The sequence below is a fragment of the Gracilimonas sp. B-17 genome (assembly GCF_056857935.1).
The window spans coordinates 1,350,045-1,364,906 of record NZ_JBSXOA010000012.1 but is presented as its reverse complement, the minus strand read 5'-3'; the positions used below and the strand labels follow the sequence as shown (position 1 = coordinate 1,364,906).

Here is a 14,862-nt window from a genome sequence, read left to right as displayed (position 1 = left end):
TAGGCAGAAAGCGTTTTTACGGGCCAATAATATTAATAAAATTAAGTAGCATCATTGTTCTGCCTCTTAAAGTTATTTGTTGATAAATAAATAATTAAAAAAGTTGAGTAAAACAGAAATATAGCTTTATATTTGGTCGTCATTTAAACAACCAACCAAACTTTTTAAGAAAAACATGACGAAGGCTATTCAACGATACGATAACTTAGCAGCCGCAAGGAATTTCAGACCGGGTGAGGCAAGAAGTTCATCCATGGATATACCTGAGATCTTCGGCAAGAATACACTCACCTTAGACAAGTTAGAGGAAAGACTTCCTAAAGCCGCCTGGAAAGATCTCCAAAAGACGATCGATGAGGGGCAGACCCTGAACATTGATGTAGCTGATGCAGTGGCATTAGCCATGAAAGATTGGGCAACCGAGAAAGGAGCTACTCATTACACCCACTGGTTCCAGCCTCTAACCGGATCAACCGCTGAAAAACACGACAGTTTTATTACACCAAACCAGGGTGGTGGTGCTATGGCTGTTTTTTCAGGAAAGGAATTGATACAAGGTGAGCCGGATGCCTCAAGTTTCCCGAGTGGTGGTCTTCGTCCAACATTTGAAGCTCGCGGTTATACGGCCTGGGATCCTACTTCTCCGGCTTTTATCATCGAGAATCAAAATGGAACTTATCTTTGCATCCCAACTGCGTTTGCTTCATGGAAAGGGGAAGCCCTTGATCACAAGACCCCGCTACTGCGTTCAAATGATGCTCTTGATAAAGCAACCAAAGGGGCACTCGATCTATTTGGTGTTAAAACCAAACGAGCCCTGTCGACCGTTGGTTGTGAGCAGGAATATTTTCTGATCGATCAGGAATTCGTATATCGTCGACCGGATATTCTGACATCAGGCAGAACTCTGGTTGGAGCCAAACCGCCTAGAGGGCAGGAGCTGGATGATCATTATTTCGGTTCTATTCCTGAACGGGTTTTGTCTTTTATGCTGGAAGCTGAAAAGGAATTATATAAGCTTGGAATTCCAGTCAAGACCCGTCATAATGAAGTGGCTCCAAGTCAGTATGAACTGGCACCGATCTTTGAAATGGCGAATGTGGCAGCTGACCATCAACAATTGACCATGATGGTCCTTAAGAAGACAGCCAAAAAATATGGACTCGAGTGTCTGCTTCATGAAAAACCATTTGATGGACTGAATGGGAGTGGTAAGCATCTGAACTGGTCTTTATCGACTATAGAAGGGGATAATTTACTTGAGCCCGGCGAGAGCCCGCATGAGAATATGAAGTTTCTCTTTTTCTTTACTGCGGTCCTTTTAGGACTTTATCGCCATCAGGACCTGGTCAGGATCTCTGTGGCACATGCCGGAAATGATCACAGGCTGGGAGCCAACGAAGCCCCGCCGGCTATAATCTCGTCATTTATTGGCGAACAGCTTCATGACATCATTGAACAGCTTGTTAATGGGGGAGCCAAAAGTTCCAAACAAGGAGGCCTTTTGGGATTGGGAACCCCAGTACTGCCGCATCTGCCAAAACATGCAGGGGACCGAAACCGTACTTCACCCTTTGCTTTTACTGGTAATAAATTTGAATTCCGTGCACTTGGTTCAAATCAGTCGCCTTCATTCCCGATCGTAGTTCTTAACACTATTGTAGCTGAAGCCATAGAGGATATGACAGAAGACCTGAAAAAGGCCAGCAAAAAAAGTTCAATTGAAAAGGCTTTAGGCAAGGTTCTATCTGACAGACTTAAAGAATGTAAATCTGTGATCTTTAATGGTGATGGATACTCAGATGAATGGCAAGAAGAAGCTAAAAAACGTGGGTTACTGAATCTGAAGACCACGCCGGATGCTCTTCCATATCTGAGCAACAAAGAGAACATTAAATTGTTCAAAAAATTTAAAGTCCTTAATGATAAGGAAGTTCATTCCCGTCAGGAGATCTGGACCGAGCAGTATATTACCACACGCACCATAGAAGTAGATACAATAGAGTCCATTGCCAAGACTATGATCTACCCTGCTACAGTGAGATACATCGGAGAGCTCAGTAAAGCGGCCGAGCATTCTGGTAACCTTGGTATTGATAACTCAGGATCAAAATCCATGCTTACTAAAGTCAACGATGGGTTGAATAAACTTGGTGCAGCTTTAGATAAACTTGCAGATGTGCAAGCTAAGTTGAAGTACAAAGATACATCTGAGCATGCTGCAAAAGTTGAATCTGAAGTATTACCAGTTATGAATGAGATACGGGATGCCATCGATTTCCTTGAGCGTTACGTTGCAGATGATTACTGGCCATTGCCGGTGTATCGTGAGATGTTATTCATCAAGTAACCTTTTTGGTTTCTATTAAATGGTTAAATTAAAGCCCTGTCTTTTTCAACAAGACAGGGCTTTTTAAATTTAATGAGGTAGTATGGATACCATCAGTTGGAATGATTTTGAAAAGGTAGAACTTAGAACAGGAACTATCACAAAGGCAGAGGATTTTCCTGAGGCTCATAAACCGGCATATAAGTTGACGGTAGATTTTGGGGAGCCGATCGGATTGAAACGATCTTCAGCTCAAATAACCGATTTATATACAAAAGAAGATCTAGTTGGAAAACAGGTGCTTGCAGTCGTAAATTTTCCACCTAAACAGATCGGGCCTTTTATATCTGAATGTCTTGTTACCGGTTTTCCGGATAGTAAAGGTAATGTTGTTTTAGCAGTACCGGACAAACAGGTTGCAAACGGGATGAAACTATTTTGAACTTACTTAGTATTATTCAATGTTCCCTATCAGTGCAAAGTAAAATTCAAAAATCTAATTAATTGATGAGATCGGTTATAATCATTGTTGGTTCTTTGTTATTAGCGTTGAATGCATCAGCTCAGGAGATATCATATCCTGAAAAAGAGCTTGAGGTCTCAAATTTTGAGTTAGTGATCTATGGAATCTCTGATCTAAAAGGGGAAGTTCGGATTGCACTTTTCAATTCAGAGGAAAAGTATGGAGAAAAAGAAGATCCGTTACATGCTGTAGTACTTGATGTTAAAAGTGATACGGTTGTCTGGGATGAGGCAGAACTGCCATTTGGCGAATATGCCATTGCCGTATACCACGATAAAAATGTGAATGGTAAACTAGATTCGAATTTTCTGGGTATTCCAAAAGAAGCATATGGTTTTTCAAATAATGCACGGGGAAGATTTGGGCCGGCTTCCTGGAAAGAGGCTCATTTTAGGATAAGTGAGCCAAAAAGTAGCATGTCAATACAGGTTAAGTGAGATCTTAATACTTTTTCAGGCACCACAACAGAAAGTTCAATATGATTTTATGGAAGAGCAATTAAATAGCGTTCAAGCCTCGGAGCCACAACAAAATGTAATGGATCTGGGTGAATGGGTACTGACTGTTTTCATTTCCTTTCTTCCTTTGATAGGGTTGATCATGTTGATCATCTGGTCCTTAAGCAGCCAAATTAATCCAAACAAATGTAATTGGGCGCGAGCTACTCTCATGATCTACCTGTTATTTACCGTCCTCTATCTGATCTTCATGATCCTATTTTTCGGTTCATTATTTTCCTCGGAAGCATTTACTTAGCGCTGCCAATAATCTATTCCTTCTGAGGTGGGTTTTGAATTTGTGAAGGTTTCTATATCTGTTCACGTGCAACATGTAAACAATACCTGCGTAAGTGCATCGGTGAAATAAAAGGAGCCCATGCAACAGATCTTAAAATCAATAACAATTGCCCTTCAAAATATTAAAGCCAATCCCCTTCACACTTTTTTATCCACACTGGGGATCATCATTGGAGTCGCTTCGTTAGTGGCAATATTAGCTTTGGGGGATGGCCTGGAGCAGACCGGCAGGGAGCAGATCGAGACTACCACGTCAGTTCAAATGATGACGCTTACACCCAAATCGATCGACATGGTAGATGGAGTACGTATTCCGAGAGATACGGTTTATAGTTTTGGGATCGAGGAAGCCAGAACTGTTGAAGAACTATTAATGGAATGGGGTTACACAGATCTGCATGCAAAAAGCTCCAGAATGGCTACATATAAAGATTCATCTGTAGCGATATACATACAAGGTTCTTTAGAGAATATACCCAGGTTTGCCGATGCCAATATCACTGGAAGTTATTTTAGTAAAAGGGATGTCGAAGAAAATGCCAATAAAGTTGTCATTACAAAATTTCTGGCAAAAAAATGGACTGAGTCACCTGAGAAACTTATTGGTGCTTCCCTGACTTTTGAAGATGATTCGTATGAGGTCATTGGTATTCTGGAAGATGATCCAAATGAAGTATTGGCTTTGATCCCAATAACTGCGTATCAAATGAATCTAAGGAATGCTAATCCCCCAAACATGATCTTTAAAAGTAAGAATGTGGAGGATATTCCTGAAATGAAGAGTACTATAGAGAATTGGTTGGATGAAAGATATCAGGAGGGAAGAGAGGCTTTTTCAATATTTACCTATGAAGGAAGAGTTGAACAATTGAGCCAGGGCATTCTGATATTTAAACTGGTAATGGGTGCCATAACAGGGATCTCAGTATTGGTAGGAGGCATAGGTATTATGAATGTATTACTGATATCAGTAACAGAACGTACCAAAGAGATCGGAATCAGAAAAGCTACGGGGGCTCGTAAAAAAGATATTGTCATGCAATTTCTATCAGAATCCGTAACGATATCGATCGTTGGTTGCGCTTTAGGCTGGGTAGTTGGGGTTGTTGGTGTATTTGGAATCGTGGAGCTTATAAACCGTTTTACCGACCGTACTTTTCAGGCAGCTTTAAGTTTTGGCACGGTCCTGGTGATCCTGACCATAGCCATAATGGTGGGAATGATATTTGGAACCTATCCGGCCTGGAAAGCAGCAAATTTAACCCCTGTGGATGCCATCAGGCATGAATGATCTTAGAGTACGTCTTTTAACTCATCATTTTTCATAATTATAGCTTTTGCAAATGGACAAAGGGGTACAACCTTCAGGTTGTGCTCTCTGGCAAAAGAAACCCCATGCTTAACTAATTTCTTTCCATATCCTTTACCTCGTCCGTCGTCAAACACTTGAGTGTGATCAATGATGATCTTGTCTGTACCAGCTTTTGAATAGGTCATTTCCGCAATTCGATCCCCATCTTTTTCAATAAAGAACTCACCTTTGGAATCTGTTGAATTATGTTGAATCTCCATTATGTGTAATTAGATTATAATTATTTGTAAGAGGTATCATGTATTAACCCCAACTAAGTAAATTTAGATCGGGATCAGGAAGGAGAACGGTCAAACTTATCCCAATCCGGCTTACGTTTCTCAAGAAAGGCATTCCGGCCTTCTTCAGCTTCATCAGTCATATAGGCCAGTCTCGTAGCTTCTCCGGCAAACACCTGCTGACCAACCATACCGTCATCTATGGCATTGAATGCAAATTTAGCCATTTTGGTTGCGGTCGGACTCTTAGTCAGGATCTCCTGAGCCCATTCGTAAGCTACTTTTTCAAGTTCATCATGGGGAACCACTTTATTGACCATTCCCATCTCAAACGCTTCCTGAGCGGAATAATTAGCACCAAGAAAGAAGATCTCACGCGCCCGTTTTTGCCCAACCTGACGCGCCAGGAGTGCTGAACCGAATCCGCCATCAAAACTGGCAACATCCGTATCGGTTTGTTTAAAAATGGCATGCTCTTTACTGGCAAGGGTTAGATCACATACTACATGTAAACTGTGACCGCCACCAACAGCCCAGCCCGGAACAACGGCTATCACAACTTTTGGCATAAATCGAATGAGTCGCTGAACTTCAAGAATATTTAACCGAGCAATACCATCATCACCTTTATAACCGGTTTTGGAGCGTACATTCTGGTCACCCCCGGAACAGAATGCCCATTTACCATCTTTGGGTGAAGGTCCTTCACCACTGATCAAAACCACACCGATGCTATTGTCTTCTTTAGCATCACTTAATGCTTCATATAATTCAAATACAGTTTTTGGACGGAATGCATTTCGGATCTCAGGGCGGTTAAATGCGATCCGTGCCACACCATTTGATTTCTTATAAGTGATGTCTTCGTAATCTTTGACCGTTTTCCAGTTCATGATCAGGTATGTTTTTGTATAAATGTTTTAAGAATTCTATTCAATTTTTCGGGTTGTTCCAAATGGATGCGGTGCCCGGCATCTTCAACTACCATAAGTGATCCTTCCATCAGTTCTTTCTCCATCTGATTATTGATGTGGAGAAATTTAGAATCTTTTTTACCTGCAATAAGCTGAACCGGGACCAAAATCTCTGACAACCTATTCTTGACGCACGGCATGGTTCCTGTTCCAAATCCTAGCAGGGAGTTAGATAGCCAGAATGCATTCTGATGTACCTGGATCTGCATCATATTATCTATGAGAGAAGGGTCAATTTTGTCTGAACGGAACATAGGTTTTTGCTGCCATTCAGCCAGAAATCCCTCAAAATTACCGGTTATGGCATCTGCACGTCGGGCATCAAGTGCTTGACGGGCCTGCCGTTCGGTTTCTCCTTCGAGCCCAAAGGTAGTGCTCTCCAATATGAGGCCCTTGAAAAGATCAGGTCGGTGAACAGCAAGTTGTAGTGCTAATCGGCCTCCCATACTGTAACCATAAATAAAGAGGGGTATACTGAGTTGTTCTGAGATCAGCTTACCGAGATCAGCTACCTGTTCCTTGGTCGAAAAACGATAATGCAGTTCAGCACCTTCACTTTGTCCGTGTCCAAGTAAGTCTATGGTCACAGGATTACAAAATGTTTTTAGATCCTCAATAAGATGGTCAAAAACGTTCCCGCTACCCATAAAGCCATGCAGTAAAACAAGGTATGGCAATGAGGGGTTGTTCTGATGGATCTCAAAATTATAAGCAACGCCGCGAACCTTGATAATCATGCTCAGTTCTTAGCTTTGAAATTCCAAAGTGCATGCCGCTGTGTCATTGACTCATCGGGACCGGTCATAACCTCCATGACGTGAAGTCCCTTTTGGTTGATAAGATCTTCAAATGTAGATATGATCTGTTCGGGGCGTGATACAAGCGTATGGTCCACATTATATGCCCTGCATAAAGCTGCGATCTTAACACTATGTGGAGTTTCAAAATAAGGAGAATATTTATCCTTAAGCTGAAAAACAGGCAGCATTCTAAAAATGGTACCGCCCCCGTTATTCAGAACTACCACCACAAGTGGTTGCTTAACTTTTTTTGCATGCATGAGGGCATTAGAATCGTGAAGGAAAGCGATATCACCGGTAAAAAGAATTCCCGGTTTATCTTCAACAATACTCAACCCAATGGCCGTTGATGTGATCCCGTCTATTCCGGCGGCCCCCCGGTTTACGTAGATCTCCTTGCCATCAAATTCCCCGAACAATGATATATCCCGTATAGGAAAGGAATTCGAAGCCATGATAAATGATTTCTTGGGTTGTGTTTCCAGGATCTTGGAAAATACATAACCATCTGAGATCGGGGTAGAGGGATGCAGTTGATCTTCCCGATAGGCCTTGAAAGCCTTTTCGGTATCTTTCCAGGTCTTCAGCCAGGCTTTACTGGCAGAACCTGAAATATTTGAGGTCTGTAGTGGAGCCTTCAGAATAACTTGCTTAGAAGAAGACAAACTCCCATCGATCCACTGATTGGGATTCATAAAGCTGATCTGCATTATATCAGATTGCTTATCCAGGTAATTATTCAAAGCCTTGCTGACAGGCTGTTGCCCAAATCTCAGGATAAGATCTGCCTTTAGGTCTTTCCAGTTTTTCGGGTTTCTTAAAAAACCATCAAAACCTTGAATTGTTTGGCGGGAAGACGGAACCATAGAACCCGGTTCAGCTAAAATAGGTGCGTTCAGGGATCGTGCAAGAGGAGTAATGAAATCGAGATGATCTGATTTGGAAGTTGGTCCAACTATGATCAATGGTTTTTCTGAGGATATCAGGTCAGACCAAAATGTCTCACCCATTTTCATGGAACCCGTTTCAAAGGTATATCCGGGAAGTGGTTTTCGGGTTCGTTTTTCATTCTCAAATTCAACCTGTCTGAGATAATCCGGATCAGGTTCAAATGGTTTTGAAAAGGGAAAGTTTAGATGTGAAACGCCAGAACGTTCAACCGACATCTGTACTGCCTGAATAGCTGCAAGTTTTAATCTCTTATGGTTTCGGTCGCTGGAATCCGGTTCACCCACATCGTGATGGAATACCGGGTAAGTGCCAAAAATCTTTTGTTGATCAATGGTTTGAGAGGCACCCAATCCCCGATAGTGGGGTGGGCGGTCAGCACTAAGTATGATCAGAGGAACCCCGGAGTGAGTAGCTTCGATCACAGCCGGATAATAATTGGCAAGGGCTGTACCCGAAGTACAGACCAATACAGCAGGCATACCCGTAGATTTAGCGATACCCATGGCAAGGAAACCCGCAGAACGCTCATCGACGGCTACATGCTTGTTAAAACCCGAGTGAGCTGAAAATGCCAGGGTCAATGATGTAGACCGTGAACCGGGAGATATAACGACATGTTCTATGCCCTGTTCATAAAGAGCCCTGACAAAAGTTGTACTCCAGTAAAAAGCCGAATTCTGAGGTTCATTTTCTAGCATATTCCAACGCAGTTAACATGGGTATGAATTTCAAATTTGTTTCCTCCCATTCTTTATGGGGATCCGAGTTCTCTACAATACCACATCCTGCGTAAAATCTCACCTCATTATTTTTCAATAGGCCACTTCTGATGGCGACCACAAATTCTCCATTTCCACCTGCATTGATCCATCCAATGGGAGCCGCATACCAGCCCCGGTCAAAATGCTCCAGTTTGTTGATGAATGGCATGGCTGCATCTCGCGGGTATCCCCCAACAGCCGGGGTAGGATGCAATTTTGACAAGACCTCAGTTCTTGAAACTCCGGCTTTAATGGTAGCGTGTACCGGGGTATATAAGTGTTGAACATTCGAGAGCTTCTTGATCCGGGGTGAAACAGGGTGTTCAAATACATCAGAATACTTCTGGAGATTCTCTTCAATGGCATCAAGAACAAAGGCATGCTCATTGAGGTCTTTTTGACTATGAAGCAAGCGGTGTTCAAGGGCGGCATCTTCAGAAGCCGTTTTTCCTCTTGATATACTGCCGGCCAGTCCTTCCGTTTCAATATCACGGTCATTGAAAGATGCAAGTCTCTCAGGAGTGGAACCCAGGAAGGCACTTTCACCATCCTGACTGACCATAAACGTATAGCAGTCAGGATATTGGGTTCTTAGCTGATTTAATATTCTGGTCGCGGAAGCCGGTTGATGAAGCTCAATTTTCAGCTGTCTTGCCAGAACGATCTTTTTGAAATAATCTGATTTGATAAGATCTGTGGCATTTTCAACAGAGTGAACCCACTTATTATATTCATCGGATGCTTTTTCAGGAACTTTGATCCTGGAATTAAAAGGATCTTCAGTATTGGTTCCGTAAGTACCGGCATCACAGATCTTCTCAAGTTTTTTTAGACAAGTCGAAAAGGCATCAAGATTATTCTCGATGTTTTGATCAGTATCGATCTCTTTAGTGATCGTCAGGATCGTCAGATCATTCTTTCTCACCAGCAACCACTCGGGCAGGGTGAAGGAACCGGCACCGAAGTCTCTCCATTCTTTACCGATGTTATGATCAAAGAAAGAAAAGCCTCCAAGTAAATGAACAGAGGCTAAAGAATGCTTTAGGTTTGATAAATGATAGACCTGTTCAAGTAGTCGTTTACCATGGTCAGAGGCCTCTCTGAAACGATTTTCACCCGTAGTTTTTATACGGTGAACAGAGCCGGCTGCAGCCATTGAAAAATTTTCAGACGGTTTCTCCCAGAAATATTGAAAGGCGTGTGTATTACCATTTTGCTCCAGTACGGCAAGTGTATCTACTGTCGGTATCTTAATTGAAAAAGAAAGATATTTGAATGCACCATTTGCGCCATTACTGATTAGTTGAATGGCTTCTTTCAGTGCAAGGGTAGAAATCTGCTCACTGAAACATGCTTCAATATTTCCTACAAGGGGATCCTCTGAATCCATATGCTACTTAATTAAGTTTCAATATAAAATGAAAGTACGGAATATTATAGCAATGTTAAACTATTTTTAATTCCGATTATTCAGAGACAGACAAATCAACCCGGTAACTTAGAAAAGCATAAACCATTGGGATGGTGATAATTAGAAGATCAGTAAAGTCTATTACTCAGCGTCGTCTTCTTGTCCGTTGGAATAGGGATTATATATACCATATTCGGTGGGGTCATATTCAGCCAGTTTAAAAAAGTGTTCCCAGGCTGCTTCACTTTTACCGCCTTTGTCTACCCATGTTGGATGACTTTGTTTGATCAGGCCGACCACACGCTTTGCATATGACACACGCTCTTCAGTATCCTCAATGCGAGGCAAAGCCGCGATCATAAGGTCCAGATTATAGCCGCAGTCAAAGTCTTTAGGTTTTTGTTGGTGTATGAACATTTGATAGGATAAGTTTTATTTCAGACCGAAAATAAGTGTTAAAACACATATATGTAAATAATATCTGAATTAAAATAGTTGTCGGGATCTGAAACTATGTCAAAGAATATTCTTAAGTGAGTGGACTAATTATTTCTTAGTTTTGGCGCATAAAATTTAATTAATGAAAATAAACGTATGTATCTGAACTCCATTTTGGAAGCGGTTGGAAATACCCCGCTTATCAAGCTGAATCATGTTAATGGAAATTCAAAAGGCACCTTGCTGGCCAAAGTAGAATATTTCAATCCGGGTCACAGTATAAAAGACCGCATAGCTATCAAAATGATAGATGATGCTGAAGATAAAGGACTTCTCAAGCCAGGAGGCACCATAATTGAAGGAACTTCAGGTAATACCGGAATGGGTTTGGCACTGGTGGCAGTGACCCGGGGCTATAAGTGTATCTTCACGACCACAGATAAGCAAAGCAAGACCAAAGTCGATCTCCTGAAGGCATTGGGAGCAGAAGTGATCGTTTGCCCAACAAATGTGGAGGCGGATCATCCTGACAGTTACTATTCAGTAGCCAAACGGCTGAGCGAGGAAATTGAGAACTCATACTATCCTAATCAGTATGATAATGAAAGTAATCTGTTGGCTCATTACGAAACAACCGGCCCGGAGATCTGGGAACAGACCGAAGGTAAGATCACACATTATGTAGCCGGTATGGGAACAGGAGGAACTATTTCCGGTGTTGGTAAATTTCTTAAGGAAAAAAATCCTGACATTAAGGTAATTGGAATAGACAGTTATGGTTCTGTTTATAAAAAATATTTTGAGACGGGAGAATTTGATAAGAATGAGATCAAACCATATATGACGGAAGGAATAGGGGAGGACATTATTCCGGGTACCATTGATTTTGATTATATAGATGATGTTATACAGGTCAATGATAAGGATTCAGCTCTTGTTACCAGGAGGTTGGCTCGAGAGGAAGGAATGTTGGTGGGGTGGTCTTGCGGGGCTGCTACAAAGGGAGCCTTAGATTACATTGAAGCAAACCCGCTGGGGGAAGATGATGTTTTAGTAATTATAATGCCTGATAGTGGTACACGTTACATTCATAAAGTGTATAATGATGAGTGGATGAAAGAGCAAGGATTTCTCGACGAATAATATCAGTAGAAAGACTATAAATTCTAAAACACCGAATAAATGGATAAGAAAGATCAAACAATGAATCCAGGGCAAATGGAAATTGAACTCAAGGAAGAGGAAGCTACCGGAACATATTCAAACCTGGTCATGATCACTCATTCTCCATCTGAGTTTATTCTGGATTTTATTGCCGTTATGCCCGGCCTTCCTAAGGCAAAAGTAGTCAAGAGAATGATCCTAACCCCGGATCATGCAAAACGTTTAGCCAATGCCCTTAACGATAACGTTTCAAGGTATGAAAATGAGCATGGGGCTATCAATTCCAAGGATAAGGTGGATATGCATATGTATAGAGGGCCGCAGCCGGAAGCTTAGGAATTTGGGATATCATACATCCAATAAATATTGAATGTTGAGATTATTTTTTGGCTTGCAGTAATAAACCAATACCCAGCAGGAAGAAAAATATATGAGGCAGGGTAGCTGCCAGTTCAGGAGATAACGCGCCATAATATCCGAATGGCTCTATGATCTTCATGAATGCAAGGTAGAGGAAGCTAATAGTTAATCCTGCAGCCAGGTAAGCTCCTTTGCCACCTCTGCGGCGCACACTGGCAAAAGAAAACCCTACGATGATAACCACAATAATGGAAAATGGATAAGCCATCCTGCCAAACAGCTGAACCTGAGGTATCTCTATACCACCGGCACCGCTGCGTTCGATGGAGTCTATATAATCAAGGGCTTCTGCATAGGTAAGTTGATATATATCGGAAGTGGTCCTTGCCAGGTCTCGTGGAAATACATTGATCACGGTATCTTTAGTTGTGTGAGATTCCTCAGTATAGCCGGTTTCGTTGAATACCAGTTCTTTGACTACTTCCATCTGCCAGCTTTGAGTTGAATCGATCCAAACCATACGGTTAGCATTGGTCGTGTGAGTGATCTTGTCTCCCTCGAATTCAAGTAGCTGTACCCTGTAAGCTATATTTTTGTTTTTATCGAAATAATTGACCTGAAGTTTTGTATTTGGTGACGGTTGCCTGAAAATATCATTCTGGTCGATCTGCTCGGATTTATTTTTAAGGTATCTTTCCTCAAAGGCGATCCTTTCGGCATTTGATTTAGGGATCACATAAGCATCCAGGTAGCTTATCCCAATTGCGCAAAGTATTGCAAAAACAAGATAGGGTATGATCAGGCGGTATAAACTTACCCCGGCTGCTTTCAGGGCTGTGATCTCAAGTCGATCAGATAACTGCCCCGTCAAAAACAAACAGGCCACAAAAACAGCAACCGGAATCACCAGACGAGTCATCTCCGGTATATAATTAAGATAATAACTTTCAAATATTTGCCCCATTTCAGCACCCTGATCCGCAAAGTCATCACTGTTTTCTGAAAAATCGATCATGATGAATATGAAGATCAGCATGACCAGCACAAAAACGGTGATGCTTAGAAGCCGGAAAAATATGTAACGATCAAATCTGTTTATCACTGTTTTCGGAATATGTCTTTAAAACTGAAGCCCGTTGAGAGATGGATGATCAAATATATACCGGCCGTGGATAACAAGATATTAAAGGTCCACATACCAATAAAGGGGGACACCATGAGCCGGTCAGCCAGTTTTTCTCCCTGTATCAATGAGACCCAGTAGAATGTTAGAACTACCGTGCTTATTAAAGCTGCATATCCAAAATTACCGCGTTTGGTCATTATTCCCACCGGTGCCCCAAATAGAATAAAGACCACGCAGGCAAATGGTATGGATAATTTTTTATGGATCTCGACCAAATAACGGGCGATCCGTTTTTCTCGCCATTCCACATTGGCCTTGATGGATTCAATGCGCCCGCGATATTCTCGTATTTTTCTGGTGGATTCTTCAACCAACCTTCTTTGAAGATCTGCCTTATCAAAATGATTGACCATTACAAATTCAGACTGAGAGCCAGGAATGGTGTCAAGGCGAGAAGGTATGACAAGATCTGAAGAGAAAAACGATTCCTCCCCTTTATAGACCTCAGATGGATAAAGTGGCTTGTCAGAGATCAGCATTCCAAGCTGCTGGTCTATCTCTTTCTTCAGGGAGTCAACCACAGCCAGCATAGCCCGTGAACTCATTGTACGGTCACTTTTATTTCTCTCGTCCGGATCGGATCGCATAAACGAAAGATCCGATAGGTCGAGCGTCATAATGTGCTTGCTGAATGTATTCCGCTCAATAATTTCTTTATTATTTCTTCTGGCCTGAGTGTGTTTAAGGCTATTACCGTTTATCAAATGAAGATCAAGTGCCTGATCACCCTTGCTGACCAATAACCCTTTCTCAGCCGTAATGATCATCCGGTCTCTGTTATTTTCAGGTTCCTGAAACAGGGTAATATTATAGAGGCTGTCAGTTGTTCCATCGATCTCTTCCACTAAGAATGTATAACCTTCGATACCGTCATAAAAGATGTTCGGTTTGAGGTCGAAACCCGGTTTTTTGACCCTGATATCTATAAAAAGGGATCGGGCTTTTTGGTTTGCTTCAGGAAGTACGCTATTTGAAAACCAGCCCAAACCCACAAACAGAAGGATAGAGGTCACAAGAACCGGTCGAATGATCTTGAGTGGGTTGATACCTGAAGCCCGTAAGGCCGTCAGTTCATTTAATTCAGAGAACTTGCCATAAGCCATCAGTGTAGCAACCAAAACAGCCATTGGCGCTGCCAAAACTACCATATAGGCCAAATTGGTGATAATAAGTTCAAAAATTACAGAGAGAGGGATATCCTTGCCGATGAGATTGTCGATATGCAGGATCAGGAACTGCATCAACAAAAGAAACATCAGTGTAAAGAAACAGAACAAAAAGGGGTTTACGTGCCTTTTGAGAAGATCTATCTGTAATTTATTTATTTTTGATGGCACAGTGGTGTGTCAGATTTTTGGGATTACCGCAGAAATATCGTTTGAATTATGAATGAATGAAAAAAAATTCATTTGTGATAACATTTTCAAGATACTCAAATATATGGTATTATCGTTCGCAACCATTCATCTGCTAATTAAGAAAGAAAAACACTTCTGCCTATCGCCTAAAGCTACAGAAAATAAGTAATAACCGAGTCAGTAATCATCCGGTGTATTCTTTTTTAAAGTTAGTCTATTT

At 41.7% G+C, this 14,862-nt stretch carries 15 protein-coding genes; 7 read left to right on the top strand and 8 right to left on the bottom strand.

The features are described from left to right. Positions 1-175: 175 nt before the first annotated feature. From AC13FX_RS14310 to AC13FX_RS14290, 5 genes are all read left to right on the top strand, one after another. Positions 176-2,350 carry a glutamine synthetase III family protein gene (locus AC13FX_RS14310; RefSeq protein WP_482881548.1) on the top strand — a complete coding sequence of 725 codons (2,175 nt, stop codon included), beginning with the start codon at positions 176-178 and terminating at the stop codon, positions 2,348-2,350. A gap of 82 nt (positions 2,351-2,432) precedes the next feature. Beyond that, entirely contained in the window at positions 2,433-2,771 is a 339-nt protein-coding gene (locus AC13FX_RS14305; RefSeq protein WP_482881547.1) for a tRNA-binding protein, read from the top strand. A gap of 65 nt (positions 2,772-2,836) precedes the next feature. Next, complete coding sequence (locus AC13FX_RS14300) at positions 2,837-3,289, top strand: DUF2141 domain-containing protein (protein ID WP_482881546.1); 453 nt, start codon at positions 2,837-2,839, stop codon at positions 3,287-3,289. Positions 3,290-3,338: 49 nt separating this feature from the next. Beyond that, on the top strand, positions 3,339-3,608 hold the full coding sequence (locus tag AC13FX_RS14295) for a hypothetical protein (RefSeq protein ID WP_482881544.1): 270 nt from the start codon (positions 3,339-3,341) through the stop codon (positions 3,606-3,608). Positions 3,609-3,728: 120 nt separating this feature from the next. Beyond that, positions 3,729-4,940, top strand: coding sequence for an ABC transporter permease (locus tag AC13FX_RS14290; protein ID WP_482881543.1), 1,212 nt, complete (start codon positions 3,729-3,731; stop codon positions 4,938-4,940). Between the two features lie 2 nt (positions 4,941-4,942). Here AC13FX_RS14290 and AC13FX_RS14285 read toward each other — a convergent pair whose 3' ends face one another. From AC13FX_RS14285 to AC13FX_RS14260, 6 genes are all read right to left on the bottom strand, one after another. After that, complete coding sequence (locus tag AC13FX_RS14285; protein ID WP_482881542.1) at positions 4,943-5,221, bottom strand: GNAT family N-acetyltransferase; 279 nt, start codon at positions 5,219-5,221, stop codon at positions 4,943-4,945. A gap of 74 nt (positions 5,222-5,295) precedes the next feature. After that, positions 5,296-6,135: a 1,4-dihydroxy-2-naphthoyl-CoA synthase gene (locus AC13FX_RS14280; RefSeq protein WP_482881678.1), complete on the bottom strand. Its 840-nt coding sequence runs from the start codon at positions 6,133-6,135 to the stop codon at positions 5,296-5,298. Continuing rightward, positions 6,135-6,950, bottom strand: coding sequence for a 2-succinyl-6-hydroxy-2,4-cyclohexadiene-1-carboxylate synthase (menH, locus tag AC13FX_RS14275; RefSeq protein WP_482881541.1), 816 nt, complete (start codon positions 6,948-6,950; stop codon positions 6,135-6,137). Before menH ends, AC13FX_RS14280 begins: the two co-directional genes overlap by 1 nt. A gap of 2 nt (positions 6,951-6,952) precedes the next feature. Continuing rightward, entirely contained in the window at positions 6,953-8,662 is a 1,710-nt protein-coding gene (gene menD / locus AC13FX_RS14270; protein ID WP_482881540.1) for a 2-succinyl-5-enolpyruvyl-6-hydroxy-3-cyclohexene-1-carboxylic-acid synthase, read from the bottom strand. Then, positions 8,649-10,115, bottom strand: a complete 1,467-nt coding sequence (locus tag AC13FX_RS14265) for an isochorismate synthase (RefSeq protein ID WP_482881539.1) — start codon at positions 10,113-10,115, stop codon at positions 8,649-8,651. The genes menD and AC13FX_RS14265 overlap by 14 nt, the downstream gene beginning before the upstream one ends. Before the next feature lie 162 nt (positions 10,116-10,277). Next, on the bottom strand, positions 10,278-10,553 hold the full coding sequence (locus AC13FX_RS14260; RefSeq protein WP_482881537.1) for a DUF4290 domain-containing protein: 276 nt from the start codon (positions 10,551-10,553) through the stop codon (positions 10,278-10,280). Between the two features lie 177 nt (positions 10,554-10,730). Between AC13FX_RS14260 and AC13FX_RS14255 the strand changes: the two genes are divergently transcribed. Together AC13FX_RS14255 and AC13FX_RS14250 are read left to right on the top strand one after the other, a co-directional pair. After that, positions 10,731-11,717 (top strand): PLP-dependent cysteine synthase family protein, encoded by a 987-nt coding sequence (locus tag AC13FX_RS14255; protein ID WP_482881536.1) that lies wholly within the window; start codon positions 10,731-10,733, stop codon positions 11,715-11,717. A 39-nt stretch (positions 11,718-11,756) separates the two neighbouring features. After that, positions 11,757-12,074: a DUF3467 domain-containing protein gene (locus AC13FX_RS14250; RefSeq protein ID WP_482881535.1), complete on the top strand. Its 318-nt coding sequence runs from the start codon at positions 11,757-11,759 to the stop codon at positions 12,072-12,074. 43 nt (positions 12,075-12,117) lie between these two features. Here the strand turns inward: AC13FX_RS14250 and AC13FX_RS14245 are convergent, their stop codons facing one another. Both AC13FX_RS14245 and AC13FX_RS14240 read right to left on the bottom strand, forming a co-directional pair. After that, a complete protein-coding gene (locus AC13FX_RS14245; protein ID WP_482881534.1) occupies positions 12,118-13,200 on the bottom strand; it encodes an LptF/LptG family permease in 1,083 nt (360 codons plus the stop codon). Further along, entirely contained in the window at positions 13,197-14,621 is a 1,425-nt protein-coding gene (locus AC13FX_RS14240; protein ID WP_482881533.1) for an LptF/LptG family permease, read from the bottom strand. Before AC13FX_RS14240 ends, AC13FX_RS14245 begins: the two co-directional genes overlap by 4 nt. Between the last annotated feature and the right edge of the window lie 241 nt (positions 14,622-14,862).

What these genes read in the sequence shown, in the direction of transcription:
- AC13FX_RS14310 (WP_482881548.1), top strand. Translation starts at nt 176, where the DNA reads ATGACGAAGGCTATTCAACGATACGATAACTTAGCAGCCGCAAGGAAT.
- AC13FX_RS14305 (WP_482881547.1), top strand. Translation starts at nt 2,433, where the DNA reads ATGGATACCATCAGTTGGAATGATTTTGAAAAGGTAGAACTTAGAACA.
- AC13FX_RS14300 (WP_482881546.1), top strand. Translation starts at nt 2,837, where the DNA reads ATGAGATCGGTTATAATCATTGTTGGTTCTTTGTTATTAGCGTTGAAT.
- AC13FX_RS14295 (WP_482881544.1), top strand. Translation starts at nt 3,339, where the DNA reads ATGGAAGAGCAATTAAATAGCGTTCAAGCCTCGGAGCCACAACAAAAT.
- AC13FX_RS14290 (WP_482881543.1), top strand. Translation starts at nt 3,729, where the DNA reads ATGCAACAGATCTTAAAATCAATAACAATTGCCCTTCAAAATATTAAA.
- AC13FX_RS14285 (WP_482881542.1), bottom strand. Translation starts at nt 5,221, where the DNA reads ATGGAGATTCAACATAATTCAACAGATTCCAAAGGTGAGTTCTTTATT.
- menH (WP_482881541.1), bottom strand. Translation starts at nt 6,950, where the DNA reads ATGATTATCAAGGTTCGCGGCGTTGCTTATAATTTTGAGATCCATCAG.
- menD (WP_482881540.1), bottom strand. Translation starts at nt 8,662, where the DNA reads ATGCTAGAAAATGAACCTCAGAATTCGGCTTTTTACTGGAGTACAACT.
- AC13FX_RS14265 (WP_482881539.1), bottom strand. Translation starts at nt 10,115, where the DNA reads ATGGATTCAGAGGATCCCCTTGTAGGAAATATTGAAGCATGTTTCAGT.
- AC13FX_RS14260 (WP_482881537.1), bottom strand. Translation starts at nt 10,553, where the DNA reads ATGTTCATACACCAACAAAAACCTAAAGACTTTGACTGCGGCTATAAT.
- AC13FX_RS14255 (WP_482881536.1), top strand. Translation starts at nt 10,731, where the DNA reads ATGTATCTGAACTCCATTTTGGAAGCGGTTGGAAATACCCCGCTTATC.
- AC13FX_RS14250 (WP_482881535.1), top strand. Translation starts at nt 11,757, where the DNA reads ATGGATAAGAAAGATCAAACAATGAATCCAGGGCAAATGGAAATTGAA.